This window comes from uncultured Amphritea sp. (assembly GCF_937127095.1).
Classification (GTDB): domain Bacteria; phylum Pseudomonadota; class Gammaproteobacteria; order Pseudomonadales; family Balneatricaceae; genus Amphritea.
The window spans coordinates 101606-116818 of record NZ_CAKZLP010000060.1 but is presented as its reverse complement, the minus strand read 5'-3'; the positions used below and the strand labels follow the sequence as shown (position 1 = coordinate 116818).

Here is a 15213-nt window from a genome sequence, read left to right as displayed (position 1 = left end):
AGTGTGCTGTATTAATGATTGCAGCGGATAGTGCAGGGCGACGCGGATGAATATGAAAATGGAGGCTATCCCAATGATGACCAGCAGTCCGAAGGGGCTTTGGGCGACCTGGAAAGAGGATGTGAACTGCGTCTTCGACCGTGATCCTGCGGCACGAAACTACTTTGAGATTTTGCTGACCTATCCCGGCGTTCATGCGGTTCTGATGCATCGGCTTGCACATAAGCTATGGAAAGCTAAGTGGTTTTTCAGTGCTCGCTTACTGGCTTATCTGGTGCGCTTGCTGACCAACGTCGATATTCATCCCGGTGCCCGTGTCGGTGCCCGGCTGTTTATTGATCACGGTGCGGGTGTTGTTATCGGTGAGACTGCTGAACTGGGTGATGATGTGACGTTGTATCACGGCGTTACTCTGGGAGGTACCAGCTGGAATAAAGGTAAGCGGCATCCAACCCTGGGAGATCGGGTTCTGGTCGGTGCTGGCGCAAAAATTCTGGGTCCGATCATCGTTGGTGCAGATGCAAGGGTAGGCGCGAACTCTGTGGTTGTCGGCAATGTACCCGAGGGTGGCACCGTCGTCGGTATTCCGGGTCGGGTGGTCACCGACCAAAAAGTCAATGCGGGGCCGGGCGGCATCAATCTTAACCATCATATGATTCCCGACCCTGTCGGCCGGGCGATGGCCTGCATGCTGGAGAGGATCGATAAGCTTGAAGCGCAACTGGAAAAGCAGGGCGCGCTGGAGGTCGGTTATCAGTTTAAATTTTACAGTCAGTGTGAGCCCAACAGCGATATATGTGACAACGAGTGCCCTGACGGCAAGAAATATGCGCATGCGCATGGAGAATGATTATGGATCTGCACAGTTTTGAAGACGGTGATCTTTATTTTGAAGCGCCTTTAGCGCCAGAGGTGATGGCATTACTGAATCAGGCCGCAGAGGCGTATGGCGATGGCGGGGCTGAATCTTTTCTGATGAAAGCGCGCTTTATGGCCCCTGATAACCTGATGGTGCTGGTGGCGTTGTACCGGTTTTATTACTACCAGCATCGTTATATCGAGGCGCTGGGTATTGCTGAGGAAGCGCTGGATGTTTCCGGGCGGATGTTTGGCTTTGACCTGGGCTGGCGGCGGATGACATTGCAGCATCTGTCCTACGGCATGGTTGAGTCATTTGGCATGGTGCGTTTTTATCTGTTGGTGCTGAAAGGCAGCGGTTATCTGTGTCTGCGCCTGGGAGAGCTTGAAGAGGGTATCGACCGGCTGGAAAAAGTGGTTGAACTGGATAGCCCTGATCGCCTGGGCGCCCGGTCGCTATTAGAAGTGGCTTACAACCAGAAAGGGATCTATTCGCTAGATCAACGAATGAGTGCATGAGGTGAGACGATGAGTGATATGACTTTTATGGATGACCTGGAAGAACTCAGTTCAGCTGAAGATTTTCTTGAGTATTTCGACATTGAGTTCGATAAGAGCGTGGTACAGGTGAACCGGTTGCACATTATGCAGCGTTTCCACGATTACCTTAAAGATCTGCCCGACGCGGATCAGGTCGCCGATATGGACGGCTATAAAGCGGCGTATAAAGAGTATCTGACAAAAGCCTATGAGGATTTTGTCAGCTCCGATGCGCTGACTGAAAAGGTATTTCGGGTGTTCCATATGAAAGGCCCGCAAACCACTTTTGTGCCGCTCGATCAGATTCTGGAGTAATGCCTTATGCGGCCTAAATATGAATACGGCAGTGAAGTCAGATTAATCCGAAATGTGCGTAATGACGGTACCTATCCGGGAACAGAGGTGGGTGAACTACTGATGCGCCGGGGTGAAGTGGGCTGTGTTTACGATGTGGGTACATACCTGCAGGACCAGCTGATCTACCGGGTTCATTTTTTAGAGGCCGGGCGCACCGTCGGGTGTCGTGAAGAGGAGTTGATTGCTGCCGATGCCGAATGGATTCAGAACCGCTTTGAGTTCAGGGATAAAGTGCTGATTCTGTGCGATCTGCGCATGGGTGAGCAACTGATTGCGAGTAAAGGTGATCAGGGTGAGATTGAGGGCGTTCTGCGGGAAGACCAGAGTGATATTCAGTACAACCTGTATATCAACGGCCACAGTATCTGCATTCCTGAACGGGCGCTGGAAGCAGCACCGGCAAGGGCGGATGCAGATGATTCTGTTGACCCAGGCACCGAAGCGGCACGAGGAGGAGACTATGGTTAATTCCGGTGGCAAGACAGAAGCGGTTTATGCGCTGTTCAAACTGTCGTGGAGTCAGTTTGAGTGCGCACCTGACCAACTGGATGCAAAACAGAAAAGAGAAGCGGCCCGGCTGATCGCCAATCAGATGGAGATCGAACGGGCGGTGCTGAGTTCTGACATGTGCCAGGGGGTGATTATCTCCGAAGGCCAGGTGAAGAAATCGATTGAAGAGATCATGGAACGCTATGAAAACGAGATCGCGTTCGATCATGCGCTTGAACAGGCGGATCTGACCCTGGATTTTCTCCGCGAGGGGATTCGTCGGGACCTTCTGGTCGAGGCCACACTTGAGCGGGTTTCCGCCAGCGTTCCCGAGGTCAGCAATGCCGAAGCTGAGCTGTTCTACTACTTTCATCCGGACCGGTTTGCTGTCAAAGAGCGGCGCACAGCGCACCACATTCTGATTACGGTTAATGATGATTATGCTGAAAACAGTGCGGATCAGGCATTTGCCCGTATCTGTGAAATTCGTGACCGGGTGTTTAAGAAGCGCTCGCGCTTTAAAGAACAAGCGCAAAAACACTCCGAATGTCCGACTGCACTGCATGGAGGAAAGATAGGCGAGGTTGAACGGGGACAGCTTTATCCGGAGCTGGATGAGGTGCTGTTTACGCTGCCAGCAGGGCAGATCAGCGAACCGGTGCAGTCGTCGATCGGTTTTCATCTGCTGTATTGCACCGAGGTTAATCCGCCCCGCACCGTCCCACTTGAAGAGGTTATGCCCAAACTCAAAGCATCACTGCGTGATCGACAGCAAGCGATCTATCAGCGGCAGTGGATTAAAGAACAACTTACGCATCAGACAGAGATGCCACAGGTGGTGAATTCATGAGTGATAAAGAAAAAATCAAATGTTCTTTTTGTGGTGTGCAGCAGTCTGCCGAAGTGCCGCTGATATCCGGTAATGAAGGCTTTATCTGTTCTGCCTGTGTTGAACTGGCCTATAAAGTTTCCAGCAGCTGGGGACAGAAGGCGCAGCAACATGACCTGTCTGAATCGCTGATGACGCCTAAAGAAACCAAAGCGCATCTGGACCAGTATGTAATCGATCAGGAGGGGGCCAAAGAGATTCTCTCCATTGCGATCTATAACCACTATCAGCGGCTGCTAAACCTTAACAGCAACGATTCGATTACCGATATCGATGGCGGCGTCGAACTTGAAAAATCCAACGTGCTGATGGTTGGCCCGTCCGGCACCGGTAAAACCCTGTTGGTGAAAAGTCTGGCCCGGGTGATCGGTGTACCCTTTGTCGTGGCCGATGCCACCACCCTGACTCAGGCGGGTTATGTCGGTGAAGATGTTGATGTGATTATGCGCCGGCTGGTGGATGCTGCCGATGGCGATGTGCAACGCGCCCAGTGGGGTATCGTGTACATCGACGAGGTGGACAAGCTGGCGGATAAAAGTGGTGGGGCTGCCTCCACCCGCGATGTCTCCGGTGAAGGTGTACAGCAGGCTCTGCTAAAAATGGTCGAAGGCCATGATGTCAAATTGCCGAAAAGTGGGCGTCGTGGTGATAACGGCGATGAGATGATCAACACCACCAATATTCTCTTTATCGTAGGCGGCGCGTTCCCCGGTCTGGAGGATCATGTCAAAGGGCGGTTACGTCCAGATGGTGTAGGTATTGGCTTTCAGGCCGCATTTGTGGCGGGTAAAGAGCACACCCATGATGAACTGCTGGCCGAGCTGAAACCGGAAGATCTGCAGAAATTTGGTCTGATCCCAGAGTTTGTCGGGCGTTTCCCGGTGGTCACCTTCCTCCATGAGCTGGATGCCGAAGCGCTGGTGCGGGTGCTGACCGAGCCGAAAAACTCGCTGCAGAAACAGTATCGACAGCTGTATTCCTATCAGGGGGTTGATCTGGTGTTCACCGATGATGCTCTGACACGGATAGCGGAACTGGCCTGCGCCCGTGGCAGCGGTGCCCGGGGGCTGCGTTCGATTATGGAATCTGTGCTGCGTAAGAGCATGTACGAGATGCCATCGAATCCACAGCTGAAACAGGTGATTGTTGACCGTGAAGGGGTTGATGATGCCAGCGAGCTGATCGTCAGAGAGGTTCTGCTAGATCCTTCTGAAGAGACGTTTTCTACTGCAGAAGCTGCGGACGGTTAACTAAAAGCCGTTGCTCGTTGTTCGTGGCGCGAAAAAGCGGGACAGTCTGAGGACTGTCCCAGATCTCAGTTTTCTGCGACTGGAAAATAGGGGATTATCTCCTCCTTGAACGTCAGCGATCTGTTTTTTACCGTCCCTCTGACGACATGGATAACCATGGCGTCGGTGCCAAAATTCTCGTAGTAGAGGAACATATTGGTATCGTTGGGGGTATTACTGCTGGACAGTGATCCATTCTTATACTGAGTGAAGGTGTGCCGGTGGTACAGATCGGTTGACCGCATAATCGACAGTTGATGGGTATGGCCGCAGAAAACATGTTCTATTTTATGCTCGCGTATAAATTCGACAACCATTCTTGAGTTGAACAGCGGATCTGAATCAGTATCGAGGATGGAGTAGTGATTCAGCAGCAGTATGCGATCATAACTGGCTTTGCTAATAGCATCAGACAGCGTTCTCAGCATCTCCTTATCGACAAATCCGTTATCGTCATAGAGCGAGTTGGCATCGAGGCAGACCAGCAGAATCGATTCACCGTTGATGCTGATGTTTTTCAGGAAATTGATATCGGTAAAATGGTCTTTTATGCCATTGGTACTGCCAAGCAGAAAAATATTATTCTTCTTACAATTCTTCCGATTCAGGGGGCGAAGGACATCTACATCGTCGATATACTGACGAAAGTAATCAGCACTGCGCATATTGCGTTTGTCATGATTGCCCGGAATCGAGACGATATGCGGGCAGTTAATCGCCTTTAAAAAATTACCAGCGGCTTCAAACTCGCTTTCGAGAGCGTCGGTCGTATTATCGCCGGTGTTGATGACAATATCGGCAGCATAGCTGTTCAGTTTTTCCAGCAACAGCTCACTTTTCCCCAACCAGTGTCGGGGGCCAAAATGCATATCTGAGATGTGTAGTAGATTCATTTTGTGTCGGGTAAAACCCTTTGCCTAAGCAGGTGAGTTGTGCCAATAAAGCAGCATTCAGGCGAGTAATCTGGGTTCAGTTGCACAGAGCTTCCACCAATAGCCCCTGAGTATGTCAACATACTGTGACAAACAACAGCGATATAAAAAGCGATTAGGAAATGGGCAGGTTTATTTGATTTTCCTTAGCGGTTTAATCGCTGAATAAGCGATTAAACCGGCAGTTCCATCTTATCGCTGTCAGCCCGACCTAATAGCGGGTATAGTGTACGAGTTAGTTTCCCCTGCATCGGGCCTACTGGCCAGCACGCCGCTATTCTTCTTATTGTTAGCTTTATTGTTCGACACGGCTTTTTTGACTTTTTCCAGAGCTTGTTTTCTTAGCTTTCTTTAAGAGCCTTTTCAAAGCGCATTTTTCGACCCTTTTTCACCTATTTGCCTGTACGCAAATAGAGTAGATTTTCGCACCGACTATCAGTGCTTCTCAGTACCTATGGGAATGGCCCGATTGTTCGCATATCTCTGATGTTGAGCAGCTGCTGCCCATGATTTTTCAGCGAGTGATGGTGCGTTGTTGATTTTTCCTTTTCTCTCAGGAGCACCATGACTACCACTACTGAAGACGTTCATGAACTACAACCCGCGATTCTTTCCTATGTGAAAGACCTGCCTAATCTCTGCTCACTTGCGGGCCTGGCCTGCACACTATCTGCGATCTATTTCTGTATTCTCGGCGTGTATGAAGCCGCGATGATCGGCATGATATGGGCCGTTGCCTTCGACTGGGCCGATGGTCTGGTGGCGCGACGCATGAAGGGGCGTACCGGCAATGACCGGATTTTTGGTGGTCAGCTGGATCTGGTAATAGATATTGTCAGCTATGGCGTCACCCCCGCAATTCTTTTATTGAGTTATGGACAGTTTGATCCTGTCTTTCTGCCTGCGGCTTTCATTGTCATTGCTGCCAGCGCGATACGCCTGAGTTACTTCAGTACCTATGGTTTGTCAGACCAGTCCAGATACACCGGCCTTGCCATGGATAACAACAGCATTTTGCTGGTGTTTATCTTTCTCCTGGAGGGCGTTATTCCCCGGGAGATATTCGCTGTGCTGTTCTATGTCAGTGCCGTAGGGCTTGCTGTGCTGAATGTTTCTCAAATTAAAACCCCAAAACTGTCTGGCAATCCCAGAAACGTTTTTTTACTGGCGTTTTATACGCTCGGAATCACCAGTATTTACAGTTGGCAGCTTCTATAGCCTGTAACAGTACTGGCAGCAGTGTCGTTACCAACGGCACTTAAAATAATTCAAAGAGGGGATAAACTACCCATGATTGTATATACCGTAGGTACGTTTGATTTGTTGCATGTAGGCCACGTTGCGTTACTCGAATACTGTAAGTCATTAGGGGCTGTGCTGGCCGTTGGCGTTGCTTCAGATGAAGTTGTCCGCTCTTACAAACCCAATGTGCCGGTTATTCCGCTGGAACAACGGATGGAGATGCTTAGGGCGTTGCGTTGTGTTGATATTGTGCTGCCATACTATGAACTTGAATATGTATCCGGCTGCAAAGAGGTAAGTGCTGATATTTTCGTGATTGGCGAAGACTGGGGAAGCCAGCCTCACAATGTCGCGGTAGAAGCCTATCTGGAATCGGAAGGCAAGCAGATCAGGCAAGTGGCCTACAACCCGCGCACATCCTCATCGACGATAAAGCAAAATGTGATGACCCAGCCCTATAAATCAAACGATTCAAATCTGGTTTTTGCGTCCTGATATCGTCAGTAGAGCAAAACAGGGGGAGTAAAACCCCCGTAATTGATTGTTTTGAACTCTGTTAACGATTGAGTATCCTGCTTGGTTTTTTAAATGCTTATCTCAAAAGCTTGTCTAAAGAGCGTATCTGAAAAATAGCTCTCAACCAGAGAGTGCCCCGGTTCTGTTTTCATCTAGCCATTAATGACAACATAATGGGCCTCCCTGTTTATGTTTGTGTATTATCTGTGTTTTTACTATCTCTGCAGAAGTGAATTCATGAGCGATATCCTCCAACAACTGACTGAAAACCTCGGCCCCAAAGCGGTACTTACCGGTGCATCGATGGGTGACAGATGTAAGACCGACTGGAGTGGCGTTGAGGGGATGCTGCCGCTGGCTGTGGTCAGACCGAAGACCACAGCAGAGGTGTCCACCGCTGTTAAGCTGTGTAATGCGGTAGAACAGCGGATTGTTATTCAGGGGGGCATGACCGGTATTAGTGGCGGTGCTGTTCCACAAGAGCAAGAGATGGCGATATCCCTGGAAAGAATGACGGGTGTAATAGAGGTTGATGTGGACTCAATGACACTGACCGCTTATGCCGGAACGCCTCTGCAGGTGATTCAGGAAGCGGCCGACGCGGTTGGGCTGTGCTTCCCTTTGGATATGGGCTCACGGGGGAGTTGCACTATCGGTGGTAATGTCGCCACCAACGCCGGAGGTAATCAGGTTATTCGCTATGGGTCGGCACGTGCCTTAATACTGGGGCTGGAAGCGGTGTTGCCCGACGGCACCATTATCAGCTCACTCAATAAGATGTTAAAAAATAATGCCGGTTTTGATCTGAAGCAGTTGCTGATCGGCTCCGAAGGAACCCTGGGGATCGTGACAAAAGTGGTGTTGCGCCTTTTTCCAAAGATGACATCTGTTCAGACGGCCCTCTGCGCGGCACCGGACTTCCCGACTATTCTGAAACTGCTGAAATACACCTATGCATCACTGGGGGAAGGGCTTAGCTCTTTTGAGGTGATGTGGGCGAACTACTATAACGACGTGATAGAAACCGTAGAACAGGCCCGTAGTCCTTTTCAGGAAGCCCATCCCTTTTATGTCCTGATTGAATACAGCGGTCAGGATTATCAGCACGATAGTGAAATGTTTAGCGAAGTGTTATTTCAGACCATGGAGCAGGGGATGACCACCGATGTCGTCGTAGCACAATCCGTTGCCGATGCGGACTCTTTCTGGATGATACGCGATAGTATTGGCGAACTGTTATCTGTCATGGGGCCGGTTGTTAACACCGATATCAGCGTGCCAATCAATCGAATGCAGGCCTTTATGGAACATTTAGAGCCGATGCTCTATGCCACATTCCCGAAGATCAAACTGCGTATTTTTGGTCACATCGGTGACAGTAATCTGCATATCTGTGCCGGCACGGGATCAGCAGACGATTTAGCGGCGATCTCTGCCAGGATGATGGCGGTTGTCGGTGAATATCAGGGTTCGATTTCTGCCGAGCATGGTATCGGTGTGCTAAAGAGAAAGTACTTACATCACTCCAGAACAGAGGAAGAGATCGCCCTGATGCACAAACTTAAAGACACCTTAGATCCTAAAGGGATCTTAAACAGTGGCCGGGTTATTTAATAAAATAGTCGGTGTTCTCTGTGGTCAATAACACCAAATAGATCCCAGAGAGATCGTCTTGGGGGCAGTCAAAGCTCCCTTAGCTGAACGAATGCAATTTAGCTCATAGATTCACCTGCTTTGAGATACTTCAGCAATTCACTTTCATCAATGGGTCCAGTGATTTCCTCGTCAAGTATTTCATCATCTTCCCACCAAGAGTTTATCGTTGACTCAATAACCGTCGCTTGCCTACTTGTTTGCTTCCATTGTCTCAAAAATTTATCTTCGAGCCCTGTTTGAACAACTTCCATAAAGGTTTCACCTACACCATCAAAACCTCGGCTGAGGCCGCGAAAACTGCCTGCTAATGAGCGAGCGGTGGTTGTTTTCCCCTTTTTTGCACTACTCAATGCTTCTGTTGAGCGTTGAAGCATTCCATGAAAGTTGGGCTTAACCTGGTTCTCCCAAAACGATTCCTCAAAGGCCATCACATCATTTGGTTTAAATTCAGGGTGTCGCTGACGGTACGCTTTGTAAGCATCAAAAGCATCCAGCCCGGTTTGAATAAATTGCTGGTAGTTTGTAATAAACTCTTCAATGTATTCCAGGCTCTGAAATTTGCGTTTCAAAAGCGTTATTTTCAGTGTTTGATTCATAGTCCAGCGTCCGGCCAATTGGTTGGGAACTACACCTCAAGACCCTCAGCTAAATTTGCAAATCTACTATAACAATCGGATAGCTCCATATTGTTTGCCAAATCACCTTCAATGAATAAACGATCAAGCCTTATGCGCCCCAATACCGCATACTGATTCATGCTCTTAACTTGGTTGAATATGACTTCAAGCTCATTCAAAGCTACAACTGCATTTTCGCTAGAAACAGCTTCTTGTTTAAGAAGCTGTTCTAGTGACTTTGCCTCAGTTTTTAGTCTTTTAAGTTTGTCTTCTGACATTTCATTGCCCCGTTATGTAACGATTCATAGATTGAGCTTCCGTAAACAAATCACGCCTTGTCACTAACGTTTGAATCTCTCCGCCGCTTCTCAAATACTCTCCATTGTTAACCGAGAACTTTGCGATCTGACTTTGGAAAACATCAACATTGCTTTTCGCTGTTATTGAATATAATTCAAAGCTATTGGGGACTTGTGGCAAACCGAGTATTTCCCCAATAGTTTGAGGATTATTAGGCAAACGCTCTAGTACATCCCCAGTCACAAAATATGGAGTTGAGCCACTCGGTGGTGCCCCTGTTGGAACTAGCTTAAATAACTGGTCGCCCTGTTGTAGTGATACTGTAGATGGTAAATCAGCGCCGGATTCCAACATATCCCGTGACATACGCAATGCCCTATCTGGGGACACCCCTGCTTGCTGCAAGGACTCAAACATTTGCTTACCAACTGCATAATCTCTTGGGTCGCTTATTTCCATGCCTAAGGCTCTTGAAGTATTCCAGCTAACTTCTGCTGGAGATACTAACGCCTTGTTTGGAGCAACACTCCCACCCCGCATCGTACCATCATTTCGATTCCCATCAACCCGCTTCGGCTCTGCCACTTTCTGAGCTTCGGGTCGCCGAATTTCGAATCTCTCAGGCTTGTTACTCAGCTTACTGACGATGCGTTTTGAAAGTTCAGACTTTTTCAGGGCCTTACCAAGACTGACTAATAATCTGCCCAGTTTTTTGAACAACGATTGTCCCGCTCTGGCAACGATAAAGGCTCCTCCAACACCTGTTACCGCTGTCAGTACAGCCGTTAGAATCGTATCTGCTACTGTCGGTGCCAGTGACTCGGCAAGTTCAATACTATCCTGTGCAGTAACGTAGTTTTTTGAAAACTGTTTAAGCGCGGCTCGTGTAGGATCATCTTCATACACGAAGTTGGCAATTTCATAGGCTTCTGCCAACTGTTCTTTTTTGATCTGTAAAGGATCAAAACCTAAGGCTTTTAGAAAGTCTTCGTGTTGCTGGTCACTATAGCTTTTAAGGAATGTTTCCTGCCATGTGGATTCTGGCCCGGCCTGGCTGGCAGCATAGGATGCTTGCAACGCTCTGCTTAAGTTCCCAGCAGGTGTTACCAGTCTGGCCGTAGCATCCAGTGCTTCGGCCGTATCTTTTGCCCAGTTCCACACCCCCCACATCATTGCGCCGCTATGCACCACAACATTTTCAACAATACTCATCTGATCTTGCAATGACTGATGCCTTGCCGCTTCGGCTTTTTCTTGCTCAATGATGGCGGTGAGGGTTTCCTGAATCGAGGTACGAAGTGCTGATGTGTCATCCTCCTCAGGTTTAAGCTGTGCTTTATAACTGGCGGAGGGAGCTCCCTCTACGACCAGGTGACCATTGGCGGGTAGAGTGTGCCGCTGCACTTCACCGTTATCAAAGGTTAGTAGTATGGGGATTTCACCTACTGACTGGCCGTTATCCCAGACACACTGAAGATCTACGCAGTACTGTTTCTCTTTGGCTTGTTTATCTTCGCCCAGCAGATACTTGTTGTTTGCGGCGATGCTGTCGGCAAAACTCATTGGTGCTTCTGGGACTGTATCTGGGGTAGTGACACGGCCATTGCTGAAGCTGCTGCGTTTGATCGCCCGTTCGATGGTGGTGCGAAACATCAGTGACTCCCGCTCTAACGCGGAAGCTTGTAGCTCACCATTTTGCTGGCTAACCACCGGGGCGGTGACCATACGGGCATCAGCCCGGAGCAATATCAGTTGACCGGTACGAATCGAATTTTCCAGCGACGGGGGAAAAGGTAGACGCCGATTATGGCGCGTATGCCGGGGCTTCGGGCTAAAACGTATCAGTTTCGAGCGCTCGAAGTCATTGGTCCACATCCTTCGAGCGGTGTTCAGGGCTTCTTGCGGGCGAATAACATAGGGGAGTTTTTCGGCAGTGAGATCGTTGCCACTGCATAACTGAGCCCTGTCCATGGGGTGTAACATACTCACTGTCCTTGTGAGGGTGATTTTTGAGGAGTGAAGAAGATAACCGATTTTGAGGTGAAGTGGAAATCTTTAGTGAGTGCGCACCGCAGACTCCAGATATTATTTAGTCTCATCTGTGGTAAAGCCTCTCCATACACTTAATAGTTGCCAGTGGTGCCACAGAGAACAGCGCTTACCGACGGCTGCTTTAACATCGCTCTTAATTTTGCTCTTAATTTTACGACAGGGCTGGCGCATGCCGGTCATTTGGTCAAGAATACGCGTACATCAGATAGCGGCCCTTCGCTGTGGCTTTCTATTAAGTTATTTCAGCCCCACCTTATTGAGACATGAATCTATGTTGAGTGACACATCGACCCGTTTAAATAAATATATCAGTGACAGTGGTATCTGCTCCCGCCGGGATGCGGATCGTTTTATTGAACAGGGCAATGTGTTTATCAATGGTAAGCGTGCGGCGATTGGTGACCGGGTCTCTCCCGGCGATCTGGTGAAGGTGAATGGTCAGGCGATCGATCCGGAAGAAGCGGAAGATCTGGTGTTTATCGCGTTGAATAAACCGGTGGGGGTGGTCAGTACCACTGAGGGCAGTGAGCGCAACAATATCGTCGATTTTGTCAATCACAGTACCCGGATTTTCCCCATTGGCCGGTTGGATAAAGACTCTCAGGGGCTTATTTTTCTGACCAACAATGGCGACCTGGTGAATAAGATACTGCGTGCGGGTAACAAGCATGAGAAAGAGTATCTGGTGACGGTTAACAAACCGATCACCGATGAGTTTATTGCCGGTATGAGTGCCGGGGTGCCGATGCTCGGTGTGATCACCAAGAAATGTAAGATCACCAAAGAGTCGCCCAAGGTGTTTCGTATCACCCTGATTCAGGGCCTTAACCGCCAGATTCGCCGGATGTGTGAACACTTCAATTATGAAGTCACAAAGCTGGAGCGGGTACGGATTATGAATGTCGATCTCAAAGGTTTGCCGGTGGGCGAATGGCGGGATCTGACAGAGGGTGAACTGAAGGTGATTTTAAAAGCCGCTGCGGCATCCTCCTCAGAAGCGCCTGCGGGACAGAAGAAAAAACCTGGCGGTCAGAGTAAAAAGAAAACCCCACCCCGTAATCAACAGAAAGCCAAAGCGGGTGAGCGCTCTGGGTATTCGCCGAAATCTGGTGAAAGCCCTCGCAGTAAGTCGGGTCGCCCTGCGCGAAAAGCGCGGCGTCGTTAAGGTCTGCTTTACCCTCAAACGTAACGTCCATCTGTCCGAGCTGACAACGACTGCCAGCTCAGACGCAGAGGGCAGGAGAGTATGCTCTCCTGTCAGTCGTCAGCTGTTCTCTATCCTGAAGCCAACCTTCAGGGTGACCTGAAAGTGTCCCACCTCTCCATTAACCACATGTCCGCGGGTTTCGACCACTTCAAACCAGTCGATATTTTTAATCGTTTTGCTGCATTGAGCCAGCGCATTACGAATCGCGTCGTCGGTTCCTGTTGGGGATGAACCTACAACTTCGATCTTCCTGTAAGTATGGTGATCAGACATTTTTAACTCCTGTTCTGATAGATCATGATAAGTACAGGATTAAGCGTAGCTTAAAAATGGCGACCGGGTAGGGATGGCGAGGGTCAAAGCTCATCTGCCAGATTCTACTCGCAGAGATCCTGACGGTAGTGAAGTATGTTGTGAAAGGTTGCCGGGGCCTGGCTGCGATTTCTATAGCCGTGAGGCGTGTCTCCGGCAAAGCGTACTGATGCGCCTTTAGTCAGTTGCAGCCACTCACCATCCACCAGTAGTTCCATCTCTCCACTGAGCACAACCAGGTGCTCTGTGACTCCCTGAATATGGGGTTCTGAAAGTCGTTCATAGCCCGGCAGCAGGGTTAACTCAAACATCTCAAAACCAAACCGTTCCTCATAGGGGAAGATCGGCGCAATCGGGGCGCCGTCGCTGGCCAGTGATGTGGGTTGTCCTGAGGGGGGGCGAATAAGGGTGTTGCTGCTGGCCTCAGCGGGCGGCTCTAACAGACTGGAAAGTGATTGATGAAATCCTTTTGATATTTTCCACATCGTGGCGATGGTCGGGCTGGATTCTCCCCGCTCAATCTGGCCTAACATCGCCTTACTCACCCCGGTTTCACTGGCGGCACGGTCAAGGCTCCAGCCTTTTTCCTGACGCAACACTTTTAAGGTTTTCGCGAGATACTGATTAATTTCCTGCACAGATTTTTCCATCATGGGTGACACAGAGTTTTCTGTTGTGCGCTATAGCGCACAATGCTACTCTTTCTGCTTTGAGCGTTATAGCGCACACTTCGGTTGCCCGAGTGTATGAGGTTGTCAGCATGGGATCAATAATGGATCGGCAAGGGATAAAAAGTTTTTTCAGCCTGTCACATGTATCGGCGGGTTTTGTGGCGGTGTTAGTCGGTTACACCAGCTCCGCGGTGATTATCTTTCAGGCTGCTGGCGCAGCCGGGGCCTCCGCGGCTGAGATTAGTTCCTGGTTGTGGGCGCTGGGGATCGGCATGGGGCTCACCAGTATCGGTTTGTCACTCTATTTTCGCACCCCGGTATTAACTGCCTGGTCGACGCCGGGGGCTGCACTGCTGGTGACAGCGCTGTCCGGTGTGCCGATCAATGAAGCGATCGGTATTTTTATCTTTAGCTCCAGCCTGATTCTGTTGTGTGGCATCACCGGATGGTTTGAAAAAATAATGCATCATGTGCCGATGCCGCTGGCCGGGGCGATGCTGGCCGGGGTGTTATTGCAGTTTGGTATCAATCTGTTCAATGTGATGGAGTCCAGCCTGCTACTGGTCGGGATGATGTTGGGTGTTTTTATCCTCGTTAAAACGCTCTTGCCACGTTATACCATTCCCATTGTGTTGCTGGTGGGCAGTGGGTTATCTTTTTTTCAGGGCCAGCTGAATATAGACGTGCTCAGCTGGCAGCTATCGACGCCGGTCTGGGTGACGCCGGCGTTTAACCTGCAAAGCATTATCGGCGTCGGTGTGCCACTGTTTATTATCACCATGGCCTCGCAGAATGTACCGGGTGTCGCTGTGCTGCGGGCCAATGGTTATGAAACGCCGGTTTCGCCGCTACTCACCTGGACCGGTTTTGCCGGGGTGGTGCTGGCACCCTTTGGCGGGTTCTCATATAACCTGGCGGCGATCACGGCGGCGATCTGTATGGGCAATGAAGCCGGACAGGACCCTTCAAAACGCTATATGGCTTCGGTGTGGGCCGGGGGTTTTTATCTGTTAACCGGGCTATTTGGTTCAACGATTGCCTCACTGTTTACCGCTTTTCCAACGGCGCTGGTAATGGCGATAGCAGGGCTGGCGCTGTTAAGTACCATTGGCAACAGTCTGTCGGCTGCGCTGGCTGACCCCGGCGAAAGAGAAGCGGCGTTGCTGACCTTTTTAGTCACCGCGTCCGGGCTGAACCTGCTGGGCATCAGCAGTGCGTTCTGGGGTTTGTGTATCGGCCTGATCGCCTACTATGTACAGAAGAGTGTCAGCCTCAGCCGCTAGCCA

The 15213-nt window shown here is 49.9% G+C and carries 17 protein-coding genes; 11 read left to right on the top strand and 6 right to left on the bottom strand.

Going from position 1 to position 15213, the window contains the following annotated elements; genetic code table 11:
• Window positions 1-46: 46 nt before the first annotated feature.
• Genes cysE through clpX form a run of 6 tightly spaced genes read left to right on the top strand, consistent with a single transcriptional unit; the run spans window position 47 to window position 4383 of the window.
• Window positions 47-850: a serine O-acetyltransferase gene (cysE, locus tag Q0499_RS15240; RefSeq protein ID WP_363317810.1), complete on the top strand. Its 804-nt coding sequence runs from the start codon at window positions 47-49 to the stop codon at window positions 848-850.
• A 2-nt stretch (window positions 851-852) separates the two neighbouring features.
• Window positions 853-1377 carry a hypothetical protein gene (locus tag Q0499_RS15235; RefSeq protein WP_299200730.1) on the top strand — a complete coding sequence of 175 codons (525 nt, stop codon included), beginning with the start codon at window positions 853-855 and terminating at the stop codon, window positions 1375-1377.
• Window positions 1378-1386: 9 nt separating this feature from the next.
• Window positions 1387-1713 carry a nitrogenase-stabilizing/protective protein NifW gene (locus tag Q0499_RS15230; RefSeq protein ID WP_299200729.1) on the top strand — a complete coding sequence of 109 codons (327 nt, stop codon included), beginning with the start codon at window positions 1387-1389 and terminating at the stop codon, window positions 1711-1713.
• Window positions 1714-1719: 6 nt separating this feature from the next.
• Window positions 1720-2223 (top strand): nitrogen fixation protein NifZ, encoded by a 504-nt coding sequence (locus Q0499_RS15225; protein WP_299200727.1) that lies wholly within the window; start codon window positions 1720-1722, stop codon window positions 2221-2223.
• A complete protein-coding gene (nifM, locus tag Q0499_RS15220) occupies window positions 2216-3094 on the top strand; it encodes a nitrogen fixation protein NifM (protein ID WP_299200725.1) in 879 nt (292 codons plus the stop codon). Before Q0499_RS15225 ends, nifM begins: the two co-directional genes overlap by 8 nt.
• Window positions 3091-4383 carry an ATP-dependent Clp protease ATP-binding subunit ClpX gene (gene clpX / locus Q0499_RS15215; RefSeq protein WP_299200723.1) on the top strand — a complete coding sequence of 431 codons (1293 nt, stop codon included), beginning with the start codon at window positions 3091-3093 and terminating at the stop codon, window positions 4381-4383. The genes nifM and clpX overlap by 4 nt, the downstream gene beginning before the upstream one ends.
• Before the next feature lie 65 nt (window positions 4384-4448).
• Here the strand turns inward: clpX and Q0499_RS15210 are convergent, their stop codons facing one another.
• Entirely contained in the window at window positions 4449-5315 is an 867-nt protein-coding gene (locus Q0499_RS15210) for a metallophosphoesterase (protein ID WP_299200721.1), read from the bottom strand.
• 603 nt (window positions 5316-5918) lie between these two features.
• On the opposite strand from Q0499_RS15210, the gene Q0499_RS15205 reads away from it, so the two are divergent.
• From Q0499_RS15205 to Q0499_RS15195, 3 genes are all read left to right on the top strand, one after another.
• Window positions 5919-6572, top strand: coding sequence for a CDP-alcohol phosphatidyltransferase family protein (locus tag Q0499_RS15205; protein WP_299200719.1), 654 nt, complete (start codon window positions 5919-5921; stop codon window positions 6570-6572).
• A 72-nt stretch (window positions 6573-6644) separates the two neighbouring features.
• Complete coding sequence (locus Q0499_RS15200; protein WP_299200717.1) at window positions 6645-7091, top strand: adenylyltransferase/cytidyltransferase family protein; 447 nt, start codon at window positions 6645-6647, stop codon at window positions 7089-7091.
• 258 nt (window positions 7092-7349) lie between these two features.
• Window positions 7350-8726, top strand: coding sequence for an FAD-binding oxidoreductase (locus tag Q0499_RS15195; RefSeq protein WP_299200715.1), 1377 nt, complete (start codon window positions 7350-7352; stop codon window positions 8724-8726).
• 98 nt (window positions 8727-8824) lie between these two features.
• Here the strand turns inward: Q0499_RS15195 and Q0499_RS15190 are convergent, their stop codons facing one another.
• Genes Q0499_RS15190 through Q0499_RS15180 form a run of 3 tightly spaced genes read right to left on the bottom strand, consistent with a single transcriptional unit; the run spans window position 8825 to window position 11668 of the window.
• Window positions 8825-9364, bottom strand: a complete 540-nt coding sequence (locus Q0499_RS15190) for a hypothetical protein (RefSeq protein WP_299200712.1) — start codon at window positions 9362-9364, stop codon at window positions 8825-8827.
• Between the two features lie 29 nt (window positions 9365-9393).
• Window positions 9394-9663, bottom strand: coding sequence for a hypothetical protein (locus Q0499_RS15185; RefSeq protein ID WP_205210064.1), 270 nt, complete (start codon window positions 9661-9663; stop codon window positions 9394-9396).
• 1 nt (window position 9664) lies between these two features.
• Window positions 9665-11668 carry a hypothetical protein gene (locus tag Q0499_RS15180; RefSeq protein ID WP_299200707.1) on the bottom strand — a complete coding sequence of 668 codons (2004 nt, stop codon included), beginning with the start codon at window positions 11666-11668 and terminating at the stop codon, window positions 9665-9667.
• A gap of 340 nt (window positions 11669-12008) precedes the next feature.
• Between Q0499_RS15180 and rluF the strand changes: the two genes are divergently transcribed.
• Window positions 12009-12902: a 23S rRNA pseudouridine(2604) synthase RluF gene (rluF, locus tag Q0499_RS15175; RefSeq protein ID WP_299200704.1), complete on the top strand. Its 894-nt coding sequence runs from the start codon at window positions 12009-12011 to the stop codon at window positions 12900-12902.
• 99 nt (window positions 12903-13001) lie between these two features.
• Here the strand turns inward: rluF and Q0499_RS15170 are convergent, their stop codons facing one another.
• Together Q0499_RS15170 and Q0499_RS15165 are read right to left on the bottom strand one after the other, a co-directional pair.
• Complete coding sequence (locus Q0499_RS15170) at window positions 13002-13217, bottom strand: dodecin (RefSeq protein ID WP_299200702.1); 216 nt, start codon at window positions 13215-13217, stop codon at window positions 13002-13004.
• Between the two features lie 104 nt (window positions 13218-13321).
• Window positions 13322-13894 carry an XRE family transcriptional regulator gene (locus tag Q0499_RS15165; protein WP_299200700.1) on the bottom strand — a complete coding sequence of 191 codons (573 nt, stop codon included), beginning with the start codon at window positions 13892-13894 and terminating at the stop codon, window positions 13322-13324.
• 122 nt (window positions 13895-14016) lie between these two features.
• Here Q0499_RS15165 and Q0499_RS15160 point away from each other — a divergent pair, with 122 nt between their 5' ends.
• The gene (locus Q0499_RS15160) at window positions 14017-15210 is read left to right on the top strand and encodes a benzoate/H(+) symporter BenE family transporter (protein WP_299200698.1); all 1194 of its coding nucleotides are present in this window, start codon (window positions 14017-14019) and stop codon (window positions 15208-15210) included.
• Window positions 15211-15213: the final 3 nt, after the last annotated feature.